Origin of the sequence: Enterococcus sp. 12F9_DIV0723, from assembly GCF_002174375.1 — a bacterium.
Taxonomy (GTDB): Bacteria; Bacillota; Bacilli; order Lactobacillales; family Enterococcaceae; genus Enterococcus_A; species Enterococcus_A gilvus.
The window spans coordinates 698,129-716,018 of sequence record NZ_NIBK01000001.1 but is presented as its reverse complement, the minus strand read 5'-3'; the positions used below and the strand labels follow the sequence as shown (position 1 = coordinate 716,018).

Genomic DNA, 17,890 nt, shown 5'->3' with positions numbered 1-17,890 from the left:
GTCAGTTACAGACCAGAGAGCCGCCTTCGCCACTGGTGTTCCTCCATATATCTACGCATTTCACCGCTACACATGGAATTCCACTCTCCTCTTCTGCACTCAAGTTTCCCAGTTTCCAATGACCCTCCCCGGTTGAGCCGGGGGCTTTCACATCAGACTTAAGAAACCGCCTGCGCTCGCTTTACGCCCAATAAATCCGGACAACGCTTGCCACCTACGTATTACCGCGGCTGCTGGCACGTAGTTAGCCGTGGCTTTCTGGTTAGATACCGTCAAGGGATGAACATTTTACTCTCATCCTTGTTCTTCTCTAACAACAGAGTTTTACGATCCGAAAACCTTCTTCACTCACGCGGCGTTGCTCGGTCAGACTTTCGTCCATTGCCGAAGATTCCCTACTGCTGCCTCCCGTAGGAGTTTGGGCCGTGTCTCAGTCCCAATGTGGCCGATCACCCTCTCAGGTCGGCTATGCATCGTTGCCTTGGTGAGCCGTTACCTCACCAACTAGCTAATGCACCGCGGGTCCATCCATCAGTGACGCAAAAGCGCCTTTCAAATAGAAACCATGCGGTTTCTATTGTTATACGGTATTAGCACCTGTTTCCAAGTGTTATCCCCTTCTGATGGGCAGGTTACCCACGTGTTACTCACCCGTTCGCCACTCTTTTTCTTTCGGTGGAGCAAGCTCCGGTGAAAGAAAAAGCGTTCGACTTGCATGTATTAGGCACGCCGCCAGCGTTCGTCCTGAGCCAGGATCAAACTCTCATATAAAGTGTTTGAAACAATCTTGCGATTGTTAAGCTCAATTTTAATAATTGACTTGCTAGCATATTGCTTGCTATGTTGTTTGCTTCTATAGAATAGAAGCGCCCTACACATTTGGTTTGTTTTATTCGTTCAGTTTTCAAAGGTCTACGTTGTTTGTTGCTTTGTTTCAGCAACTTTTATATCTTAACAGGTTACTGAGTGAATGTCAACAACTTTTTTGAAGTTTTTTTAATTCCGAAAGCCATCGTTCGGCTTTCACTGCATCAGCAACGTTTATTAATTTACCACTTAATGAACTATCGGTCAACTGTTTTTTTCAAAAAAAAAGAACTTATTTTCATAAGCTCTTTTTACGTATCTATTCAAATAATGGTACACCTTCGATTTCAATCGTTCCAAGTATCTTTCTCAAGCTGTCAGGCGTCTCCCAGACAAATCCATTTGGCAGCGTAGTGACTTCTTCACTCGCCATTTCAAACACATAAAGGGGTAAGTTGTCGCCGTGTGACTGAGTATTCGTTAGTTCGACCAACCGAATATTCGTCACATCAATATGTAGTGTTGCTTTCAAAAAATTCAAAAAGCTAGCTAAAACAGTGTTTTCAGCTTTGGTATCAGTGCGGGCAAATTCTTTCTCATTTCCTATTTCGTGAACTAAAAAACGTTTCGATCCATCTTCTAAATGCAACATGATTGTACCAGATACTTGTTTTGTCACAATTTTCACCTCTGCAAAAGCTAATCGTAAATCGTCCCTATTGTATCATGTTTTCAGAAAAAAAGACAATTTTTGCATAAAAAGACGATTAGTTTTCAACTCTTTCTTTCAATAAGAAATCAATCGCTTCTTCTGTCCATTCAGGCATATTCTTTTCCAATGAACGAAACCCAATGTTTTTGTTGCGGTTGGTAAAGTAGCGTTTCCGATGATACGGCACTTCAACGGGATGCTCCAGCAATGTTCGCAATGACAAACTGATCTTCTTTGTGTATTCATCAATGTCAATGATCTGCACCCTCACCAGTTGGCCGACCTCTAAAAAACTGTGAATATTTTTAGTGTAGCCGGATTGTACCTCTGATATGTGCACCAGCCCTTGCGTCTGATCATCCAATGAGATAAATGCACCGTACGGCTGGATACCTGTTACACGACCTTCAATAATATCTCCAATTTTATATCCCATTCATTTCCCTCTTTTCGCATGTTTCATTATACTGTATTTATAGATAAAATTGAAGTTATCAAACAGGAGGTACTAAAATGACAACTTTTGAACAGCCGATCGACCGGCTTGGCTCGAACAGCGTAAAATGGGACGCCATTCTTCACATGTACAATGAAAAAGAGTTGCTGCCCCTTTGGATCGCGGATATGGATTTCAAAGCACCAGAAGGCGTACTGAACGCCTACCAAAAACTTTTAGAGCACGGAGTATTAGGGTATGCAGAGACGCCTGAAGGTTTGTACGATGCCGTGATCGCTTGGGAGCAGGAGCAGCATCAATTAGCATTGGAAAAAGACGACATCCTCTTTTTCTCCGGCGTACTAGCTGGGATCAATACGGCGATTCAAGCATTTACAAAGCCAAATGATGCCGTCCTGATCCACGACCCTGTCTATCCTCCCTTTGCTGGGATCATCAAGACCAATCGTCGCCAGCTTGTCCGCAGTCAGTTGATTGAAGAGTCGGGGCGTTTTGTCATGGATTATGCAGATATAGAAGAAAAATTCAAACAGCACCATGTAAAGGTCATGATTTTGTGTAATCCCCACAACCCTGGCGGACGTGTCTGGTCAAAAGAGGAGTTGCAGCGTTTAGGTGCCCTCTGCCAGCAATACAACGTTCTCGTTTTAAGTGATGAGATCCATCAGGATTTGGTTTTTGCTCCTCACGAAATGACCTCCTTCTTTAATGCCGGAGACGCGTTTTGTTCGTTCAGCTTGCAATTTACATCAATGACGAAAACCTTCAACCTTGCTGGAATCAAAAATTCAGCCGCCTTTGTAAAAAATGACAAGCTGCGCAAACAGCTTCTCCGCAAGCAAGAGGAGAACTTCCAGCAAGAGATCAATACCTTTGGCTTGGTGGGAATGGAGGCTGCCTACGAAACGGGGAAAGAGTGGCTAGAGGAATTACTCCCCTATATCCAAGCAAATGTCGCCTACACGCAAGACTTTTTCCAAAAAGAGCTGCCTGAAGTAAGGATCATGAAGCCCGAAGGCACCTATCTTTTGTGGCTGGACTTTTCCGCTTACGGCCTGTCAGATGAGGAATTAGAGGAACGGCTGATCCATAAAGGAAAAGTCGTCTTGAACGCCGGGGTCAGTTATGGACCGAGCGGAAAACAGCATATGCGGTTGAATGTCGCTTGCCCTCGCGCAACGTTAGAAGAAGGTCTGCGTCGCATCGTGACTGCGTTAAAATAAAAAAAACGGCCGATTGGCCGTTTTTTTATTCTGTAATTTCGATTGTTTCGATAACGATGTCATTCACTGGTTTGTCTTGCGGTCCGCGTTTTGCTGCACCGATATCGTCTACAACGTCCATACCTTCAACGACTTGACCGAACACTGTGTGACGGAAGTCCAACCATGGTGTTCCACCTTGTTTATAGGTTTCGATGATTTCGCCTGGGAATCCAGCTTCTTCTAATTGCGTCATCATGTTCGCAGGAACATTTTGGTTGTTGACGATGAAGAATTGGCTGCCGTTGGTATTTGGACCAGCGTTTGCCATTGATAATGCCCCACGCAGGTTGAATAGGTTGCGGGAGAATTCGTCTTCAAATTTTTCGCCATAAATGCTTTCGCCGCCCATGCCTGTACCTGTTGGGTCGCCGCCTTGGATCATGAAATCAGGGATGACACGGTGGAAGATCACACCGTCGTAATACCCTTTCTTCGCTAATTCAACAAAGTTTTTTACCGTTTTTGGGGCATCTTCAGGAAATAGTTGTACGATGATATCCCCCATGTTGGTTTTGATCGTCGCTTTTGGACCTTTTTCTTCTGCTAAGTTTAATTGTGGAAATTGAGTCACTTCAATGTCCTCCTTTATTTTTTCACTGTGTCCATCATAACAAACTTTTCTCCATTTGCCACCTCTGCAAGCCAAGCGTTTCTTTCTCTCTCATTTATTTGTTACAATCGATGGGAAGAAAGGGTGTTGATATGGAAATTTTTGATATAACCATCGTAGGTGCGGGTCCAGTCGGGATGTTCGCAGCTTTTTACGCAGGTATCCGTCAGGCAAAAACGAAGCTGATAGACAGCCTGCCGCAGTTGGGGGGACAACTGACGACACTTTATCCCGAAAAAAATATTTATGATATTCCTGGATTTCCCGTCGTTAAAGCGGCAGATCTGGTTGGTAACTTAGAAAAACAATTACGCACATTTTCTCATACCTATTGCTTGGACGAAGAAGTCCTCGCACTAAAGCAGCACGACGACTACTTGGAGCTAGTCACAAATAAGGACAGTCATTACACGAAAGCCGTCGTTTTAGCACTTGGAAACGGATCGTTTCAACCAAGACGTTTGATGATCGATGACGCAGACACTTTTGAAAATCACGGCATTGATTATTACATCAATGATTTAATGAAATACGCCGGTAAAAAAGTGGCGATCGCTGGCGGCGGCGATTCTGCGATCGACTGGGCGCTGATGTTGGAGCCCATTGCCGATGAAGTCTCTATCATCCATCGCCGTGACAATTTCCGCGGACATGAGCACAGTGTGCAAAAATTAAAAGACTCCTCTGTCAACATTTACACGCCTTACCTCTTGAAGGAACTTCACGGGGAACAGGAATTAGAGGATCTGACTTTACAAAAAGCGAAAAGTGATGAGACAATTACGTTGAATGTGGATTATTTGATCGTAAACTATGGCTTCTCTTCTTCTCTGGATCATTTGCGCTCTTGGGGATTGGAAAGCACCCGACAGGCGATTTTGGTTGAATCAGATATGCGCACGTCGATCCCAGGCGTCTATGCTTGCGGAGATATCGCCACCTATGACGGCAAAGTGAAATTGATTGCTACAGGTATGGGTGAAGCCCCAACAGCTGTCAACAATGCGCTGCATTATGTAAATCCTAAAAACCGTGCACAGCCCGGTCATAGTACGAGCTTGTTTCCACAAAATTAATCGTCACAAGGAGGTACCACATGGTATTTGAAACGACGGCACTTGAAAAGAAAGCCCGTGACCTGTTAGAAGAACGCGGCGTCACCATCGAAGACATCGCGGACTTGGTCTTTTTCCTGCAAAAGGAGTACATCGAAAAATTAGATATCGAATTGTGCATCCATAGCGTCAACCGTGTGTTGACAAAAAGAGAAGTCCACAACGCGATCATCACCGGCATTGAGCTGGACAAATTGGCGGAGCAGAAGAAGCTGGATTATCCTTTGCAAACGATTTTGGAAGAAGATGAAGGCCTTTATGGCATTGACGAGATCATGGCGCTGTCCATCGTCAACGTTTACGGTTCCATCGGCTTTACAAATTATGGCTACATCGACAAGGTCAAACCCGGCATCTTGAAAAAACTCAACGAACACGACGGCGTCCACGTCCATACCTTCTTGGATGACCTTGTCGGAGCGATCGCTGCGTCTGCTGCCAGCCGTTTGGCTCATGAAAATCCGCGAAACTTAGACAGCATCGTCAAATAAGAGCATTAAAAAAAGAGCTTAGCGCTCTTTTTTTAATGCTCTTTTCCCGAAATAGATCGGCAATAAATAGAAAATCTCCAGCAACACGAAAAAAAGAATGAAGCTGTGGAGGAAAAATGTCTCTGGTAAAACGTTGATGATCGGATCAGTCGCCGGATTGAATATCCACGCATCGTTATTAAAAAAGACACCGTGGAAAAGCACAAAGAAGCGATCAAAATTTACCGCCATCAAAAAGGCGATCACGATCGGAACAACGACCGCGATACGGAATGGTTGGATCATCGTCCACAGCCGCTGCTGCTTGTTTAGATGCCGAACGTAAACAATACTTGGAATGACCGTCACGAGCAATACGCCGTAGTTCACTAGAAACAGCCGCTTCACTTCATAAAAATGCAGCGCCCCATTTGCTGAAACAGGAAAATCCGTCATCTTCAGCGTCTCCACCCACGGCAGATTCAAGTAACGCATCAACTGATCGAAATTATGCAGCAGTTCCTTTTCCGACAGCGTCGTATAATCCAACAATCCCAGATGCCGAATGTCCAATTGATACAGCCAGCGCGCATTGATCGTCAAGGTGATGGCCAAGGTCAGCAAGGTCAGCAGCAAACAAACCAAGCCTAGACGTTCCAGTCCCTTAGTTTTCATCGAAGTGCCATTCATCCAACGACTCTACCAGGTAGGTCGGCGGAACAGGTAATGTTGGTACATCCTCTTTTTGAGTGAAGCCTGACAGCACTAGCAATGAATCGATCTCGTTGTTGATCCCGGCTAAGATATCCGTCGTATAATTGTCACCGACCATCAAGACTTCGGATTTCTCCATCCCTAAGATCTCCACGGCCTTCTCCATAATGATCGCTTCTGGTTTTCCGATATAGGTCGCTTTTTGTTGTGTCGCAGCCTCCACCATCGCGATTACCGAACCAGCACCAGGCAGCAGCCCGCGCTCTGTCGGAATATTTTTATCTGGATTCGTTCCAATAAAGGTGGCCCCCTTCTGGATCGCAAGGGTCGCAGTGACGAAGTGTTCATAGGTGACCGCGGTATCCAGTCCGACTACGACATAATCCGGCTGCTCTTCCTCCCAAACGTAGCCCGCCGAAAGGATCGGATCGATCAGCCCAGGTTCGCCAATAACGAAGACCTTCTTCCCTTTCGCAGCGTCGTTCATATAGTCGATCGTTGCTAGGGTCGCTGTATAGACCGCCTCTGGACGAACGTGGATCGAAAATTCATTGGCTAAACGATCCGCCACCGTCGCAGGGGTCTTGGTTGTATTATTGGTTAGAAATAGAAAGGGGATCTTTCGCTCCTGCAAGTGCTCCACAAAACGCCGACCAGCCGGGATCGGTTCGCTTCCACGATAGATCGTGCCATCTAAATCAATCAAATATCCTTTATACATCTTAAGACTCTTCTCTTTGACGAATCACGAAGCGTTCGTCTTTTTCTTTTGTTTTCATTGGGACTTCTTTTTTCGGCTGTCGGTTTTTGATCACCGGTTTTTTCTTAGGCTTTTCTGCCACCGGTGCTTTTTTCTCTTCTACGAATGCTTGCGGTTTGTCTTTCCGTTTGCGCTTACGTTTCTTGCGGGTTTGTTGGCGTTTGCCGCCTGTTCGTTCCAGCACAAAATAAGCACAGCCGAAATTACAATATTCATATAAATAATCTTCTAATGTATCAATGCGCTGTTCTGGCAAGCTTTTCCGATCGTCTTCGCGGAAAAAGCCCTTCAGACGCAACTGGTCATATCCCCAGTCGCCGACGATATAATCGTAGCGTGTCAAGACCTCACTAAAGCGTTCACCTAAACGTTCGGCATCAAAGCCTTCACGATAATTTCTAACTAAACGGTATTGGCGTTCACCAATCAAAAGATTACTATCGTCGACAAATACGACGGGTTCGCCTTTTTTCTTTTCTTCAGCGGGTGTCTCAACGATTTCATCTAAGACCTCAGTCAGCTCATCCGTGACTGTTTTTTCTGGATGTTGTTTCTTCTCTTTTATGTCTCTTTTTTCTTTTGCCATCGTTTCACCACCTGTGTGATATTATACCTTGTTTTTATTTGATTGGGTAGTGAGTGTGGAGATAGTCTCCCAAAACACTGCGAATAAAATCAGGAAATAGAAATTCATACTGTCCAGCGATCTCGATCGTTGGGAAAAAGGGAACGAACATATAATGATCGACCGTTGCAAGTGTATACTCCAACTCCGGATCGATCGGCTCTCCCAGCCACCGTACTTGATGATTGACGGAATCATAGGCGATTCCATCATAGACCAAGTGACCAAAGACTTTCCCGCGAAAACCCATGCCCATTACTGGAAAGTTGATCAAAAAATGGCGGTTCTTTTCCATCTCTAAAATCAACCGAATCAGATTGGCGCCGTCTAGCGTCACTTTGATCAAGTGCATCGGATGCGGCAGTGCTCGGTGTAATTGGTCTTGATCGACGACTCCGGCAGGTACATCTGTCAAAAACAACCCTGAATTCAAGACGGCGGCGTCAACGTTTGCAGCTTCCTTGACTGCCTTTAACGTGTCCACGATCATCGGATGCTCCGATTGGAGATCTGTACGCATCGCGTAAGGAACCTCCGCCACTTTCTTTTCAGCCAATAGACGATGCCCTTCTGTCAGATACCCCTCGATCTCCTCCTGGTCTTCAGGCAACGCCAGCATCTTTTCAGTCGCAAACGTCCGCGCGCTCGTCTGCTGGATCTGATGCTCCTCATCGATCGTTAAATGCACTTCTCCCACGTAATACCCGTATTTTCCCGCTGCGGCTAATTGGACCGGCCCGATCTTCTCGCCTGCCTCAAACAAGTGGTGCGTATGAGAGCCTAGTATGACATCGATCGCCGGCAATTCCCGCGCGATGCGGCGATCCACACTGATACCGAGATGACTCATCAAAACCAGCACGTCCACCTGAGGACGAAGCTCCTCTACCAGATTGGGTAAAATGTCCATTACTTGACGAATGTCCCAGCCGTTCGGATTATAGGTCAATGGAAACGGCGCGGTAAATGCCAGCAGCCCGACCTTGGTCCCCTGTTCGGTCGTAATGATTTTCGATTGCTGCGCCCACTTCGGCGGCTGCAAAGTTTGCTTATCAAAAAGATTGTCTAAGAGCACGTCAAAATTGGCATGATCGTACAACCGATTCAATTCTTCCTTTGAATTTCCAACACCCTCATTGTTACCGATCGTTGCCGCGTCATAATGGATCTGATTCATTAGCTGAACGTTCGCCTGCCCATCCGTCGCTTCGGTCAAAGGATGCCAGCGGTCGACAAAATCGCCAAGATCGATCGTAATGATCCGTTGCTCCGCCGTTTCCTCCTGCTTGCGATTCAATAGGAAGCGGCGGATTTTTGGCCAATTTTCTAAATGGGAATGGAGATCATTGGTATGTAAAAGAATAATTTTTTCCATTATCCTACCTCGTTTCAACTCTTTTTGTCCCATCTATAGTAACATATAGCCAAAGAAGACCAAACGGACTCGTTTGGCTAAAGAAGGGGAAGACCTATGACATTCGAGACGATTCTTGGCACGCTTTGGCTAAATGCGAATCAAACGGCGTTGACTGAACTATCTTACACACCGATCGAAGAGCACCCTGACGCGAACCAAGCCATTTTGCAAACGGCCAAAAAACAACTATTAGCCTTTCTAAAAGGCGAACGCCAAACCTTTGACGTCCCTTTCGCCTTTGAGCGGGGAACGGATTTCCAGCAAGCCGTCTGGCAGGCCTTGATAGAGATTCCTTATGGTGAGACCTGCAGCTATTTAGACGTTGCCGAAAAACTCCAACGACCAAAAGCCGTCCGCGCCATCGGTCAGGCCAATCGTCAGAATCCGCTGCCTATCCTCATCCCTTGTCATCGGGTGATCGGGAAAAACGGCAAGCTGACAGGTTATTCTGGCTCTAGCGAGGCTGGTCTGAAGATCAAAGAACAATTACTTGCGATCGAAAACCCTGCTCTGCAAGAAATCACACTCTTTTAAAGACAAAAAACCGCGACTGAACGTTCTTCAGTCGCGGTTTTTTTAATTCGAGGCAGACGTTTGCGCAGCGTCCTCGTCTTCTTTGACACAATCGATCGCTATGACTAGAGAAACGATCAGTTCTTCCAGTGCGTCATTCAAGATCGTGATCTCATAGGTATCGCCCCACGAGATCCAGCGTTTATGGATCTCTGCCACTTTGCGTCCTTTTTGCGAAACTTCAAAATCCATATCCCACCAATTGCCGTCGACACTGATGTCTTCAGCAGAGATCGAATATTTCGCTTTTAGAAAACTCACCCGTTTAGAGATTTCTATTGCCTCTTTCCCATCCATCTCAACAAAGAACTTTGGCAAGAGACTGATGACTTTCTTCGTGATGCGGCTGACCTCATTGCCGTTTTCATCTTCGATTCGGAAGGTCTTGGGGATCTTCATGAAACTTCCTTTGACAAAATAGCGGGGACGTTGGTCTTCATCGGTCACCGTGAATTTTTCACCGATACTGAAGACCTTTTGTTTGATGTACAGTTTTTTCATCGCGCTTCCTCCTATTTCCTTTTCACTTACTCCGTGATACAGTGATTATTTTTCAGACAAATCACCTGTGTTGATGACTGGCTGTGTGCCCTTATCCGTAATGATCGAGACCAGCAGATTGTTGATCAGTTGCACTTTGCGGTCATCTGTAAAATGGATGTCTTGCCCATTCTCGATCTGTTCCAATGCCATTTGCGTCATGGTCACGGCACCTTCCACGATGGTTTGCCGCGCAGACAGGATCGCTTTGGCTTGTTGCCGCTGCAGCATCGCGTTGGCGATCTCTGTCGCGTAGGCCAAATGATTCAATCGGGTCTCAATGACCTCCACACCGGCCATTGCCAATCGTTCCTGTAATTCCAGTGCCAATTCTTCTGAAACCTCGGTAGTGTTGCCCCGCAAGGTCAAATCGTCCTCGTTAAAGGTATCGTATGGGTATTGGGTCGCAATATGACGAATAGCCGTCTCACTTTGTATCTCAACGAAATCCAAATAATAATCCACGTCGAACAACGCTTTGGCTGTATCCACGACCTTGAACACTACGACCGCGGAAATCTCTACCGGATTGCCGTCTGAGTCATTGACCTTTAACAACGAGCTGTTGAAGTTTCGTACCTTCAAAGAAATCGGTACCTTCCGCGTCAAGGGCGTGGTGATGAACAGCCCATTCGCTTTGATCGTACCTAAATATTTTCCAAAAAACAATACCGCCTTCGCTTGATTCGGTCCAACGATCGTCAATGAGCTGATGAACAGGATCGCGATGATCCATAAAATGATCCCTATGATTATCATCCCTAGACGTTGATTGCTGCCGCCTGTGATAACGAACCACGCACCGCCTAATAATACGAGGATCAACCCGACCAATCCCGCGTACCCATTTATATGAAAAGCATTTTTCTCCTTCATCCTTCGCACCTCCAACTTTAGTACCCTCAGTGTACGCTTCTTTTCAAAGCGCTTCAATCAATTAAGCTAAATAAAAAAACGAGCCCTCAGCCCGTTTTCATAAAAAAAGCAGACTCGAAAGTCTGCTGTTGGTTTCATTCATATCAGACACATGCCGGATCCTACTTAGTGCTGCTTCCTTCCAGACCTGACACAATTCACAGGCCCGGCATTGTCCTGCCTTTCGGCAAAAAATAGTATAACAAACTCTAGTCGTTTTGGCTAGTCTTTTTTTTCCGTGCCCGAATCTCACGGAAAAAATTCGTCAACAACTGTCCGCATTCTTCCTCGAGAATCCCGCCTTCGACATATGCCCGATGATTGAAGCGTTCATCCGTCAAAAGATTCATCAAGGTGCCGGCCGTCCCGCCTTTCGGATCATAGGCCCCAAAATAAACCTCTTCAATTCGGGAAAGAATCATCCCGCCGCTGCACATTGGACAGGGCTCCAGCGTCACAAACAATTGACACTCCTCCAGCCGCCAGCTTTCCAGCTCCTTGCACGCCGCACGAATCGCGAACATTTCCGCATGGCTCGTCGCGTCTTGACTGTGCTCCCGCAAATTGTGCCCTCGTCCAATGATCTCTCCACGATAGACCACCACCGCACCGATCGGCACCTCCTCGACTGCCTTCGCCTTATTGGCTTCGCTGATCGCCTCTTGCATAAAAAAAAGTTTTTCTTCTTCCGTTAATTGACTCACGCGTTCCATTCGTATCCTCACTTCGCTCGTATTGATGTTCCTTACTTTAGCATAATTATACCCACAAAAAAAGATGCGCCATCGCTGGCACATCGTTTACATCATTTTATCTACAAGGTCCATCAAACGGTCTTTTAAATCTTCGGTCGTATCTTTGATGGACTCACCGTAGACCGATACACGCTTTTTTCCGCTCTTGATTTTGTTCAAAATATTCATGACATTATCCAAATCATCATCTGAAAGTTTATCAACGATTGCTAACAGTGAGTCACTGCCGTCAAATTTGTCATTGACGAAACGTTTCACCTTACAACGATTTGATACATGGCGCGCTTTTTCGATCAGCTTGCCAGATGCAATTACAGCTGTCGCAGTACTAGCCGCCACAACGACGCCTACTCCGATTTTTACTTTGGTTGATCTTTTCATAGTATCAGCTCCTTAGTGATTTTGATTCGATGAATTCTTCTTACGAAAAACCCGCTGTCCCCTCTGCGCGTCGCCAAAATAAACTCGGCGAAGAAAACAAAAGGGCTTCCTTCATTCCATCATACCACACACTTAAAATTATCAATACTAAGATACTCGTTGAAATGAAAGCGCCCTCCAGCGGTGACGGATTTCCCTTCAATAAAAAAAAGAACCGACACGTGGTCGATTCTTAATTTCTATTCCGATTTCCGCCAAACAGCAGGACCAACCGCAGCAATTGCAGGAAGGTTGCTAAAGCCGCAGCGACATAGGTCAATGCCGCAGCAAACAATACTTTCCGCGCGCCGGCCAATTCTTCTTCATCCAGCATATTTCCTTCGCGCAAGATGCTCAATGCACGTCTGGAGGCATCGAATTCCACTGGCAAGGTCACCAGTTGGAAAATCAACGCTAACGAAAAGGCTAAGATCCCGATGTTGATCAACGTCTGATTCCAGCTCATAAATACACCCAATAGAATCAAGGGGAAGGAAAGCGTTGAACCGATATTGGCAACTGGAACAATGGCCGCCCGCATTCTCAACGGGATGTAATTCTTCGCGTCCTGTACCGCGTGTCCGCACTCGTGGGCTGCTACACCGATCGCAGCGACTGAAGTCGATTGCGCCGTCGCTTCAGACAAACTCAACATCTTATTGCCGCTATTATAATTATCCGTCAGGTCTCCGCTGATCTGCTGAACACCCACGTCATTGATATTTTGACTGCGCAAAATATACTCAGCCGCTTGGGTCCCAGTCACGCCCTTACTGCTTCGGAACTTGTCGTATTTACGAAATGTCGAATTGACATACGCCGAAGCAAAACCAGAAATGACCAGTCCGGCGATCACTAATAGAAACGTGGGATCTAGAAAATTATAGAATGATCCATACCCATACATATACATTCTCCTCTAATAAAAGATAATTTAACTGTCTTAAATAAAACAGTTTTCTAATCTTAGTTTAACATGAAAGGCATGAATTTTTTATGAAAACAACTCTAAGAATCCCTCTAGCTTATAACTTCTTAACAAATTCAGACTTTAATTTCATTGGTCCAAAGCCGTCTACTTTGCAATCAATGTTGTGATCGCCTTCGACCAAACGAATGTTTTTGACCTTGGTTCCCTGCTTGATGGCACCGGACGCTCCTTTGACTTTAAGGTCCTTGATGACCGTGACGCCATCGCCTTCTTGCAGTTGATTGCCGTTGCTGTCTTTGACGACTAGCCCTTCTTCAGCCGCATCACTTTCTGACCATTCATGACCGCATTCTGGGCAAACAAACAAGCCGCGATCTTCATACGTGTATTCTGATTGACACATTGGACAATTTGGCATACTCTTCCTCCAATAATTTTTTTCTGAATGTTTAGTTTAGCTGAAACGCGCTGTCTTGAAAAGACTTTCCATAAAAAACATTCGTTATCAGAATTTCAGCCGTTGCCCTTGATCGAAAGCAATCCAAAGATGCCTGAACGCCTCGTTGGTCCACGCGATCTGCTATTTTCGTTTCCTATTCCGCTTGGTTCGGCTGTCCTTTTTCTTCCCCTGCTGCTTATCCAGTCTTCGTTTGAGGTTTTTCTGTCGGTGCTCTTCTTCTACTTGCTCGGGGGTCTTATCGAAACGCACGTGAGAAGACTTCGGTTTGGGCGGGAGATCGACGGCGTTATTGGATGGACGTTCCGTTGCAAAAGTTTCCTCCCCCGGCAGCGGATACTCCGCCTCGACGATCGCCGCGGCTTCTTCGTAAGACAGCTTGTTGGCTTTTTTTGGCGATGGGGCAGTTGCGGCGATTGGTTCTGCGGCGGCGACTACTGGCTGTTTTTTGGTCTTCGTGTTTGTAGGCGCTTCTTCAACGACAGTGTCCTCTTCTGTTTGTTTGGCTTTGGCCACCTTGTAGGAAGTCGTCTCCACGTGACCACCGCCTTTGTAATCGACCAATGCCACGAATTTTCGGACGCCGTCTACTTCAAAGATACTTAGTAAGGTCAGCACTTCTAGAATTTCCGCCACCAGCATTTCCTCTTTGTTAGGATCAACGTCGCGAATCGTCAACAGATGGCGCTTGCCCGCGGCATCCTCAAAACGGGAACGAATGTCATAAACGAGCCCTTCTCTATAAAGGTCCAAACTGCCCTGTTTTTCAAAGGCATTCTTGAAGGAGCGGATCATTCCAGTCTGGGCAAAATATTCGGAAGGGCTTCCAAAATACTGCTTGATCAAGCCTTCCCATTCTTTGGATTCAAAGCATTCCTTGAAAAAGGGCAAAAAGAGGCGCAGGGTATCTGTCGGCTCGACTGTTAAAAAGAGGTCTCGAAGCAGGTCTTTGCAGAGAAAAGAAAAGGCTCCCGTCAAATTTAGCGCATTCCGCACCATGACCGCAACCAAATACTCGATCACAGAATCCGCATCGCCGGATTGTTCGTAGTAAGTCACGATCTTCTTCTCCAACGATTCCCGTTTCATCAAGAATAACTGCCGCGTACCTAATTTTTTAACATCCATGTTCCCATCCTCCATTTTCAAGAAATCGCTTTCTGTTTTTTATATTTTCAGAATAAGCCTAAAAGTACAGCCTTGTAAATGGTTAGATCAACTATTTTTTTTATTTATTTTCACGAATGTTATTGAATATTTATTTTTTAACTCTGCTATAAACGGTCAACTTCTTTTTAAATAACTAAAAAAAGCCGTGTCTAAGACGACACGACCTTCGTTATGGACTAATTACTTGTTATTTCACCGATTACCTCATTGACAAGAACTTCCTTTGTTTCGATCAAATCGGAGCTTTTTACTTTATCCATATTCGTCAACGCAACAATAATGTCCGTTTTCTTCCCTGCTTTGCGAACAGCCTCTAAGTCTACTTTAGCGATCATCTGACCACGCCCCACTTGTTGTCCAGCTTTGACATAAAGTTCAAAAGGCTCTCCGCCTAGATCGACCGTATCTAAGCCCATGTGCAGCAGGACTTCGACGCCTGATGCAGTCGTGATCCCTACTGCGTGCTTCGTTGGAAAGACATTGGAGATCGTCCCTGCAACAGGGGAGAAAATCTCACCCGAAGTAGGCAATACAGCATAGCCGTCACCCATCATTTTTTCTGAGAAAACATCGTCGGACACTTCCGTGATCGGCACTAAACGGCCGTTGGCTACTGCAAACAGCGCCTGTGTTTTCGGAACTTCCTCCTCCACGATCGCCTGCTCCGTAACTGCATGCGTTGCACCGCTGCCATTGTGGAGACGATTCATCTCATCTGCTACAAATTGGACTTCGGTCCCTACGATCACTTGGATATTCGTGTCATCGATCACCTTTAGACCCGGAACACCAGTGGCCTTGATCTGGCTTTGATTGACTTCCCCTGTGTCTTTGAGTTGCAGACGCAGACGGGTCGTACAATTATCGATCGACTGCACATTCGCCGGCCCTCCCAGCGCTTCATAGATCTTCTGTGCCATGACCGCGTGTTTGCTGTCGCCAGTCAGACGAATATCCGGCATTTCTTCTCCGTCATCTTCTTCACGTCCCGGCGTCATCAAATTGAACTTAACGATCACAAAGCGGAACGTCGTGTAATAAACCACGGCCATGACCAAGCCTAAAAGAAGGAGCATATACGGCTGATTCGCTATTGGAACACGCAAACTCAAGAAGAAATCAATAAATCCAGCACTGAAGTTGAACCCTGCGGTCCATCGGAAAGTCGCCGCGATGAACATTGAGATCCCTGTCAAAATAGCATGAACGACATATAACGGCCAAGCAACGAACATGAATGAAAACTCAAGCGGCTCGGTTACACCTGTAAAGAAAGAAGCAAAAGCGGCCGCGACCATCAAGGAAGCCGTGACTTTTTTCTTCTCAGGACGAGCGCATTGATAGATTGCTAACGCTCCTGCGGGTAAACCGAACATCATCACTGGGAAGAAGCCGGCTTGATAACGGCCTGTGATTCCACGAACCCCTTCGCTTGCCCAGAATTTACCAATGTCATCGATTCCCGCCAAGTTGAACCAAAAGACATTGTTCAACGCGTGATGCAAACCAGTCGGGATCAATAACCGATTGAACAGGCCGTACAGCCCTGCCCCTAGTGGTCCCATCCCTGAGATCATCTCACCAAAGCTGACTAAGCCGGTGTAAACAGGTGGCCAAGCGAAAATCAGAATCGCCGACAGCACCGCCATGACGCCTGCTGTAACGATAGGCACCAGCCGCTTTCCACTGAAGAAAGACAGCGCCATTGGCAATTTCACGCCGCTAAAGCGATTGTACATCGCCGCCGCGACTAAACCGGCTAAAATTCCGACAAAGACGTTTTTAAAGTTGATGGCACCAAAGGCGATATTCACATCTTCCACCGCGACTTTGGTAAACATGGCTACTGCTTCGCTATTCACTAATGTCATCGGTGTCAAAAAGGCCACCAATCCCGACAAAGCCGCCGCGCCATCCTTGTCTTTCGACATTCCTAAGGCCAATCCTACTGCAAACAAGACACCCAGATTGTCCAAGATCGTTCCGCCTGCCTTGATCAGGAAAGCGGCCAACAAATTGTTCCCACCCCAACCGCTGGGATCGATCCAATACCCGATCCCCATAAATAAAGCCGCGACTGGCAAGGTTGCCACAGGTAACATCAACGAACGCCCCATGCGCTGCATATATGCTTTCATACTATTCTTCTCCTTTATGTTCTTTTACTTTTCGCAATCGTTCTACATGAATAGCGACATAGCCCAATTCTTCTGTAGTGATCGCTAACTGATAGGTCTTCATCAAAAAGACACGAATCTTCTTTGCCACTTGATAACTTTCAGGATACTTGTTCCGAACCATCTCAATGATGTCTTGATCTAGGACCGCGTAACGCTGGGTCTGATAGCGTTGCAGCAAAAGACGCAGATGATTCGCCAAACGAGAATAATCCAAGGCCATCTCCTGAGAACGGATCGCGATCTCCAATTCTTCTTCAATCAAGTGGATCACGTCAGAAACGATGGTGACTTCTCGAATACTGTCATGGTTATTGCCTCTTCCCGTTCGCGCACTATGGATATGGATCGCGATATAGCCCGCCTCATCGTAGCCATACGGAATCTCCAGGGTTCGATTCAAGTAATCGACCGCCCATTGCGCGATCCCAAACTCTTCGCTGTATAAAATCTCGATCTCGCTAAGTAGTTTGTTCCGAACAACGATCCCATTTGAAATATTTTGCGCAGCAAAAGCGATGTGATCCGTCAACGAAATAAAGATATGTTCATTGAGCTTCTCCATCAGGACCGTCTCCGCATGATCAATAATGGCTTCGGCAGCAAAGAAATAGGTTTCGTTAATTTGATTCAATAAGGTCTGTAGCTTTTGCTGTCCCTCCGGCTCCATCACGAACAAGCGCTCGATCTCTCGGGAATAAAGCAAATCATTTTTCTGTTTGCTAAAACCGATTCCTTTGCCGATGGCGATTTTTTCTTCTCCATGGTCATCAACTAAAACGGCATTTTGATTCAGTATCTTTTTGATTTTCATTGCTCGTCCTCATTCTGCAGAATAGTGGTGCTGTTTCGACTAGTTATTATTTGGCCAAATAAAAAGGCACGGAAAGATGCACAAGGAGCCTTCCTTGCGTGTCTTTCCATGCCTAGTATGATCTAGTCACATGAAACAGTATTGTTAACACTTTGAATTGTATAGACCAATGAGGGGATTGTCAAC

At 46.0% G+C, this 17,890-nt stretch carries 20 protein-coding genes, 1 other RNA gene and 1 other annotated feature; of the genes, 4 read left to right on the top strand and 17 right to left on the bottom strand.

The features are described 5' to 3' along the window. Positions 1-763 (bottom strand) — a sequence feature (16S ribosomal RNA rRNA prediction is too short). Positions 764-1,126: 363 nt separating this feature from the next. Next, positions 1,127-1,489: a hypothetical protein gene (locus tag A5868_RS03510; protein ID WP_174293655.1), complete on the bottom strand. Its 363-nt coding sequence runs from the start codon at positions 1,487-1,489 to the stop codon at positions 1,127-1,129. Positions 1,490-1,574: 85 nt separating this feature from the next. Continuing rightward, the gene (locus tag A5868_RS03505; RefSeq protein WP_010781649.1) at positions 1,575-1,955 is read right to left on the bottom strand and encodes a CvfD/Ygs/GSP13 family RNA-binding post-transcriptional regulator; all 381 of its coding nucleotides are present in this window, start codon (positions 1,953-1,955) and stop codon (positions 1,575-1,577) included. Positions 1,956-2,032: 77 nt separating this feature from the next. On the opposite strand from A5868_RS03505, the gene A5868_RS03500 reads away from it, so the two are divergent. Further along, a complete protein-coding gene (locus tag A5868_RS03500) occupies positions 2,033-3,199 on the top strand; it encodes a MalY/PatB family protein (protein WP_086305472.1) in 1,167 nt (388 codons plus the stop codon). Positions 3,200-3,224: 25 nt separating this feature from the next. Here A5868_RS03500 and A5868_RS03495 read toward each other — a convergent pair whose 3' ends face one another. Next, on the bottom strand, positions 3,225-3,812 hold the full coding sequence (locus tag A5868_RS03495; protein ID WP_086305471.1) for a peptidylprolyl isomerase: 588 nt from the start codon (positions 3,810-3,812) through the stop codon (positions 3,225-3,227). A gap of 131 nt (positions 3,813-3,943) precedes the next feature. Between A5868_RS03495 and A5868_RS03490 the strand changes: the two genes are divergently transcribed. Both A5868_RS03490 and A5868_RS03485 read left to right on the top strand, forming a co-directional pair. Beyond that, positions 3,944-4,927, top strand: coding sequence for an NAD(P)/FAD-dependent oxidoreductase (locus A5868_RS03490; protein ID WP_086305470.1), 984 nt, complete (start codon positions 3,944-3,946; stop codon positions 4,925-4,927). 20 nt (positions 4,928-4,947) lie between these two features. After that, positions 4,948-5,457 carry a phosphatidylglycerophosphatase A family protein gene (locus A5868_RS03485; RefSeq protein ID WP_086305469.1) on the top strand — a complete coding sequence of 170 codons (510 nt, stop codon included), beginning with the start codon at positions 4,948-4,950 and terminating at the stop codon, positions 5,455-5,457. An 18-nt stretch (positions 5,458-5,475) separates the two neighbouring features. Here A5868_RS03485 and A5868_RS03480 read toward each other — a convergent pair whose 3' ends face one another. The 4 genes from A5868_RS03480 to A5868_RS03465 are packed head-to-tail and all read right to left on the bottom strand — an operon-like array spanning position 5,476 to position 8,910. Next, positions 5,476-6,111, bottom strand: a complete 636-nt coding sequence (locus A5868_RS03480; RefSeq protein WP_044926400.1) for a TIGR01906 family membrane protein — start codon at positions 6,109-6,111, stop codon at positions 5,476-5,478. Beyond that, positions 6,101-6,871 (bottom strand): TIGR01457 family HAD-type hydrolase, encoded by a 771-nt coding sequence (locus tag A5868_RS03475; protein ID WP_086305468.1) that lies wholly within the window; start codon positions 6,869-6,871, stop codon positions 6,101-6,103. The genes A5868_RS03480 and A5868_RS03475 overlap by 11 nt, the downstream gene beginning before the upstream one ends. A gap of 1 nt (position 6,872) precedes the next feature. After that, complete coding sequence (locus A5868_RS03470) at positions 6,873-7,496, bottom strand: YutD family protein (protein WP_010781656.1); 624 nt, start codon at positions 7,494-7,496, stop codon at positions 6,873-6,875. 34 nt (positions 7,497-7,530) lie between these two features. Next, positions 7,531-8,910, bottom strand: coding sequence for a bifunctional metallophosphatase/5'-nucleotidase (locus tag A5868_RS03465; protein WP_086305467.1), 1,380 nt, complete (start codon positions 8,908-8,910; stop codon positions 7,531-7,533). A 96-nt stretch (positions 8,911-9,006) separates the two neighbouring features. Between A5868_RS03465 and A5868_RS03460 the strand changes: the two genes are divergently transcribed. Further along, on the top strand, positions 9,007-9,486 hold the full coding sequence (locus tag A5868_RS03460; protein ID WP_010781658.1) for a methylated-DNA--[protein]-cysteine S-methyltransferase: 480 nt from the start codon (positions 9,007-9,009) through the stop codon (positions 9,484-9,486). A gap of 42 nt (positions 9,487-9,528) precedes the next feature. Here the strand turns inward: A5868_RS03460 and A5868_RS03455 are convergent, their stop codons facing one another. The 10 genes from A5868_RS03455 to A5868_RS03410 all read right to left on the bottom strand — a co-directional run bounded on the left by A5868_RS03455 (position 9,529) and on the right by A5868_RS03410 (position 17,704). Further along, entirely contained in the window at positions 9,529-10,026 is a 498-nt protein-coding gene (locus A5868_RS03455; protein WP_010781659.1) for an LURP-one-related/scramblase family protein, read from the bottom strand. 45 nt (positions 10,027-10,071) lie between these two features. Further along, positions 10,072-10,941: an SPFH domain-containing protein gene (locus A5868_RS03450; RefSeq protein WP_086305466.1), complete on the bottom strand. Its 870-nt coding sequence runs from the start codon at positions 10,939-10,941 to the stop codon at positions 10,072-10,074. A 138-nt stretch (positions 10,942-11,079) separates the two neighbouring features. Continuing rightward, an RNA gene (gene ffs / locus A5868_RS03445) (signal recognition particle sRNA small type) lies at positions 11,080-11,163 on the bottom strand. A 26-nt stretch (positions 11,164-11,189) separates the two neighbouring features. Then, the gene (tadA, locus tag A5868_RS03440; RefSeq protein ID WP_086305465.1) at positions 11,190-11,693 is read right to left on the bottom strand and encodes a tRNA adenosine(34) deaminase TadA; all 504 of its coding nucleotides are present in this window, start codon (positions 11,691-11,693) and stop codon (positions 11,190-11,192) included. 87 nt (positions 11,694-11,780) lie between these two features. Beyond that, positions 11,781-12,116 (bottom strand): hypothetical protein, encoded by a 336-nt coding sequence (locus A5868_RS03435; RefSeq protein WP_010781732.1) that lies wholly within the window; start codon positions 12,114-12,116, stop codon positions 11,781-11,783. A 232-nt stretch (positions 12,117-12,348) separates the two neighbouring features. After that, positions 12,349-13,062, bottom strand: a complete 714-nt coding sequence (locus A5868_RS03430) for a zinc metallopeptidase (protein WP_010781733.1) — start codon at positions 13,060-13,062, stop codon at positions 12,349-12,351. A 118-nt stretch (positions 13,063-13,180) separates the two neighbouring features. Next, a complete protein-coding gene (locus A5868_RS03425) occupies positions 13,181-13,504 on the bottom strand; it encodes a zinc ribbon domain-containing protein YjdM (RefSeq protein WP_086305464.1) in 324 nt (107 codons plus the stop codon). Between the two features lie 162 nt (positions 13,505-13,666). Further along, complete coding sequence (locus tag A5868_RS03420) at positions 13,667-14,671, bottom strand: hypothetical protein (protein ID WP_254908366.1); 1,005 nt, start codon at positions 14,669-14,671, stop codon at positions 13,667-13,669. 218 nt (positions 14,672-14,889) lie between these two features. Continuing rightward, complete coding sequence (nagE, locus tag A5868_RS03415; protein ID WP_010781736.1) at positions 14,890-16,851, bottom strand: N-acetylglucosamine-specific PTS transporter subunit IIBC; 1,962 nt, start codon at positions 16,849-16,851, stop codon at positions 14,890-14,892. Position 16,852: 1 nt separating this feature from the next. After that, complete coding sequence (locus A5868_RS03410; protein ID WP_010781737.1) at positions 16,853-17,704, bottom strand: PRD domain-containing protein; 852 nt, start codon at positions 17,702-17,704, stop codon at positions 16,853-16,855. Positions 17,705-17,890 lie beyond the last annotated feature (186 nt).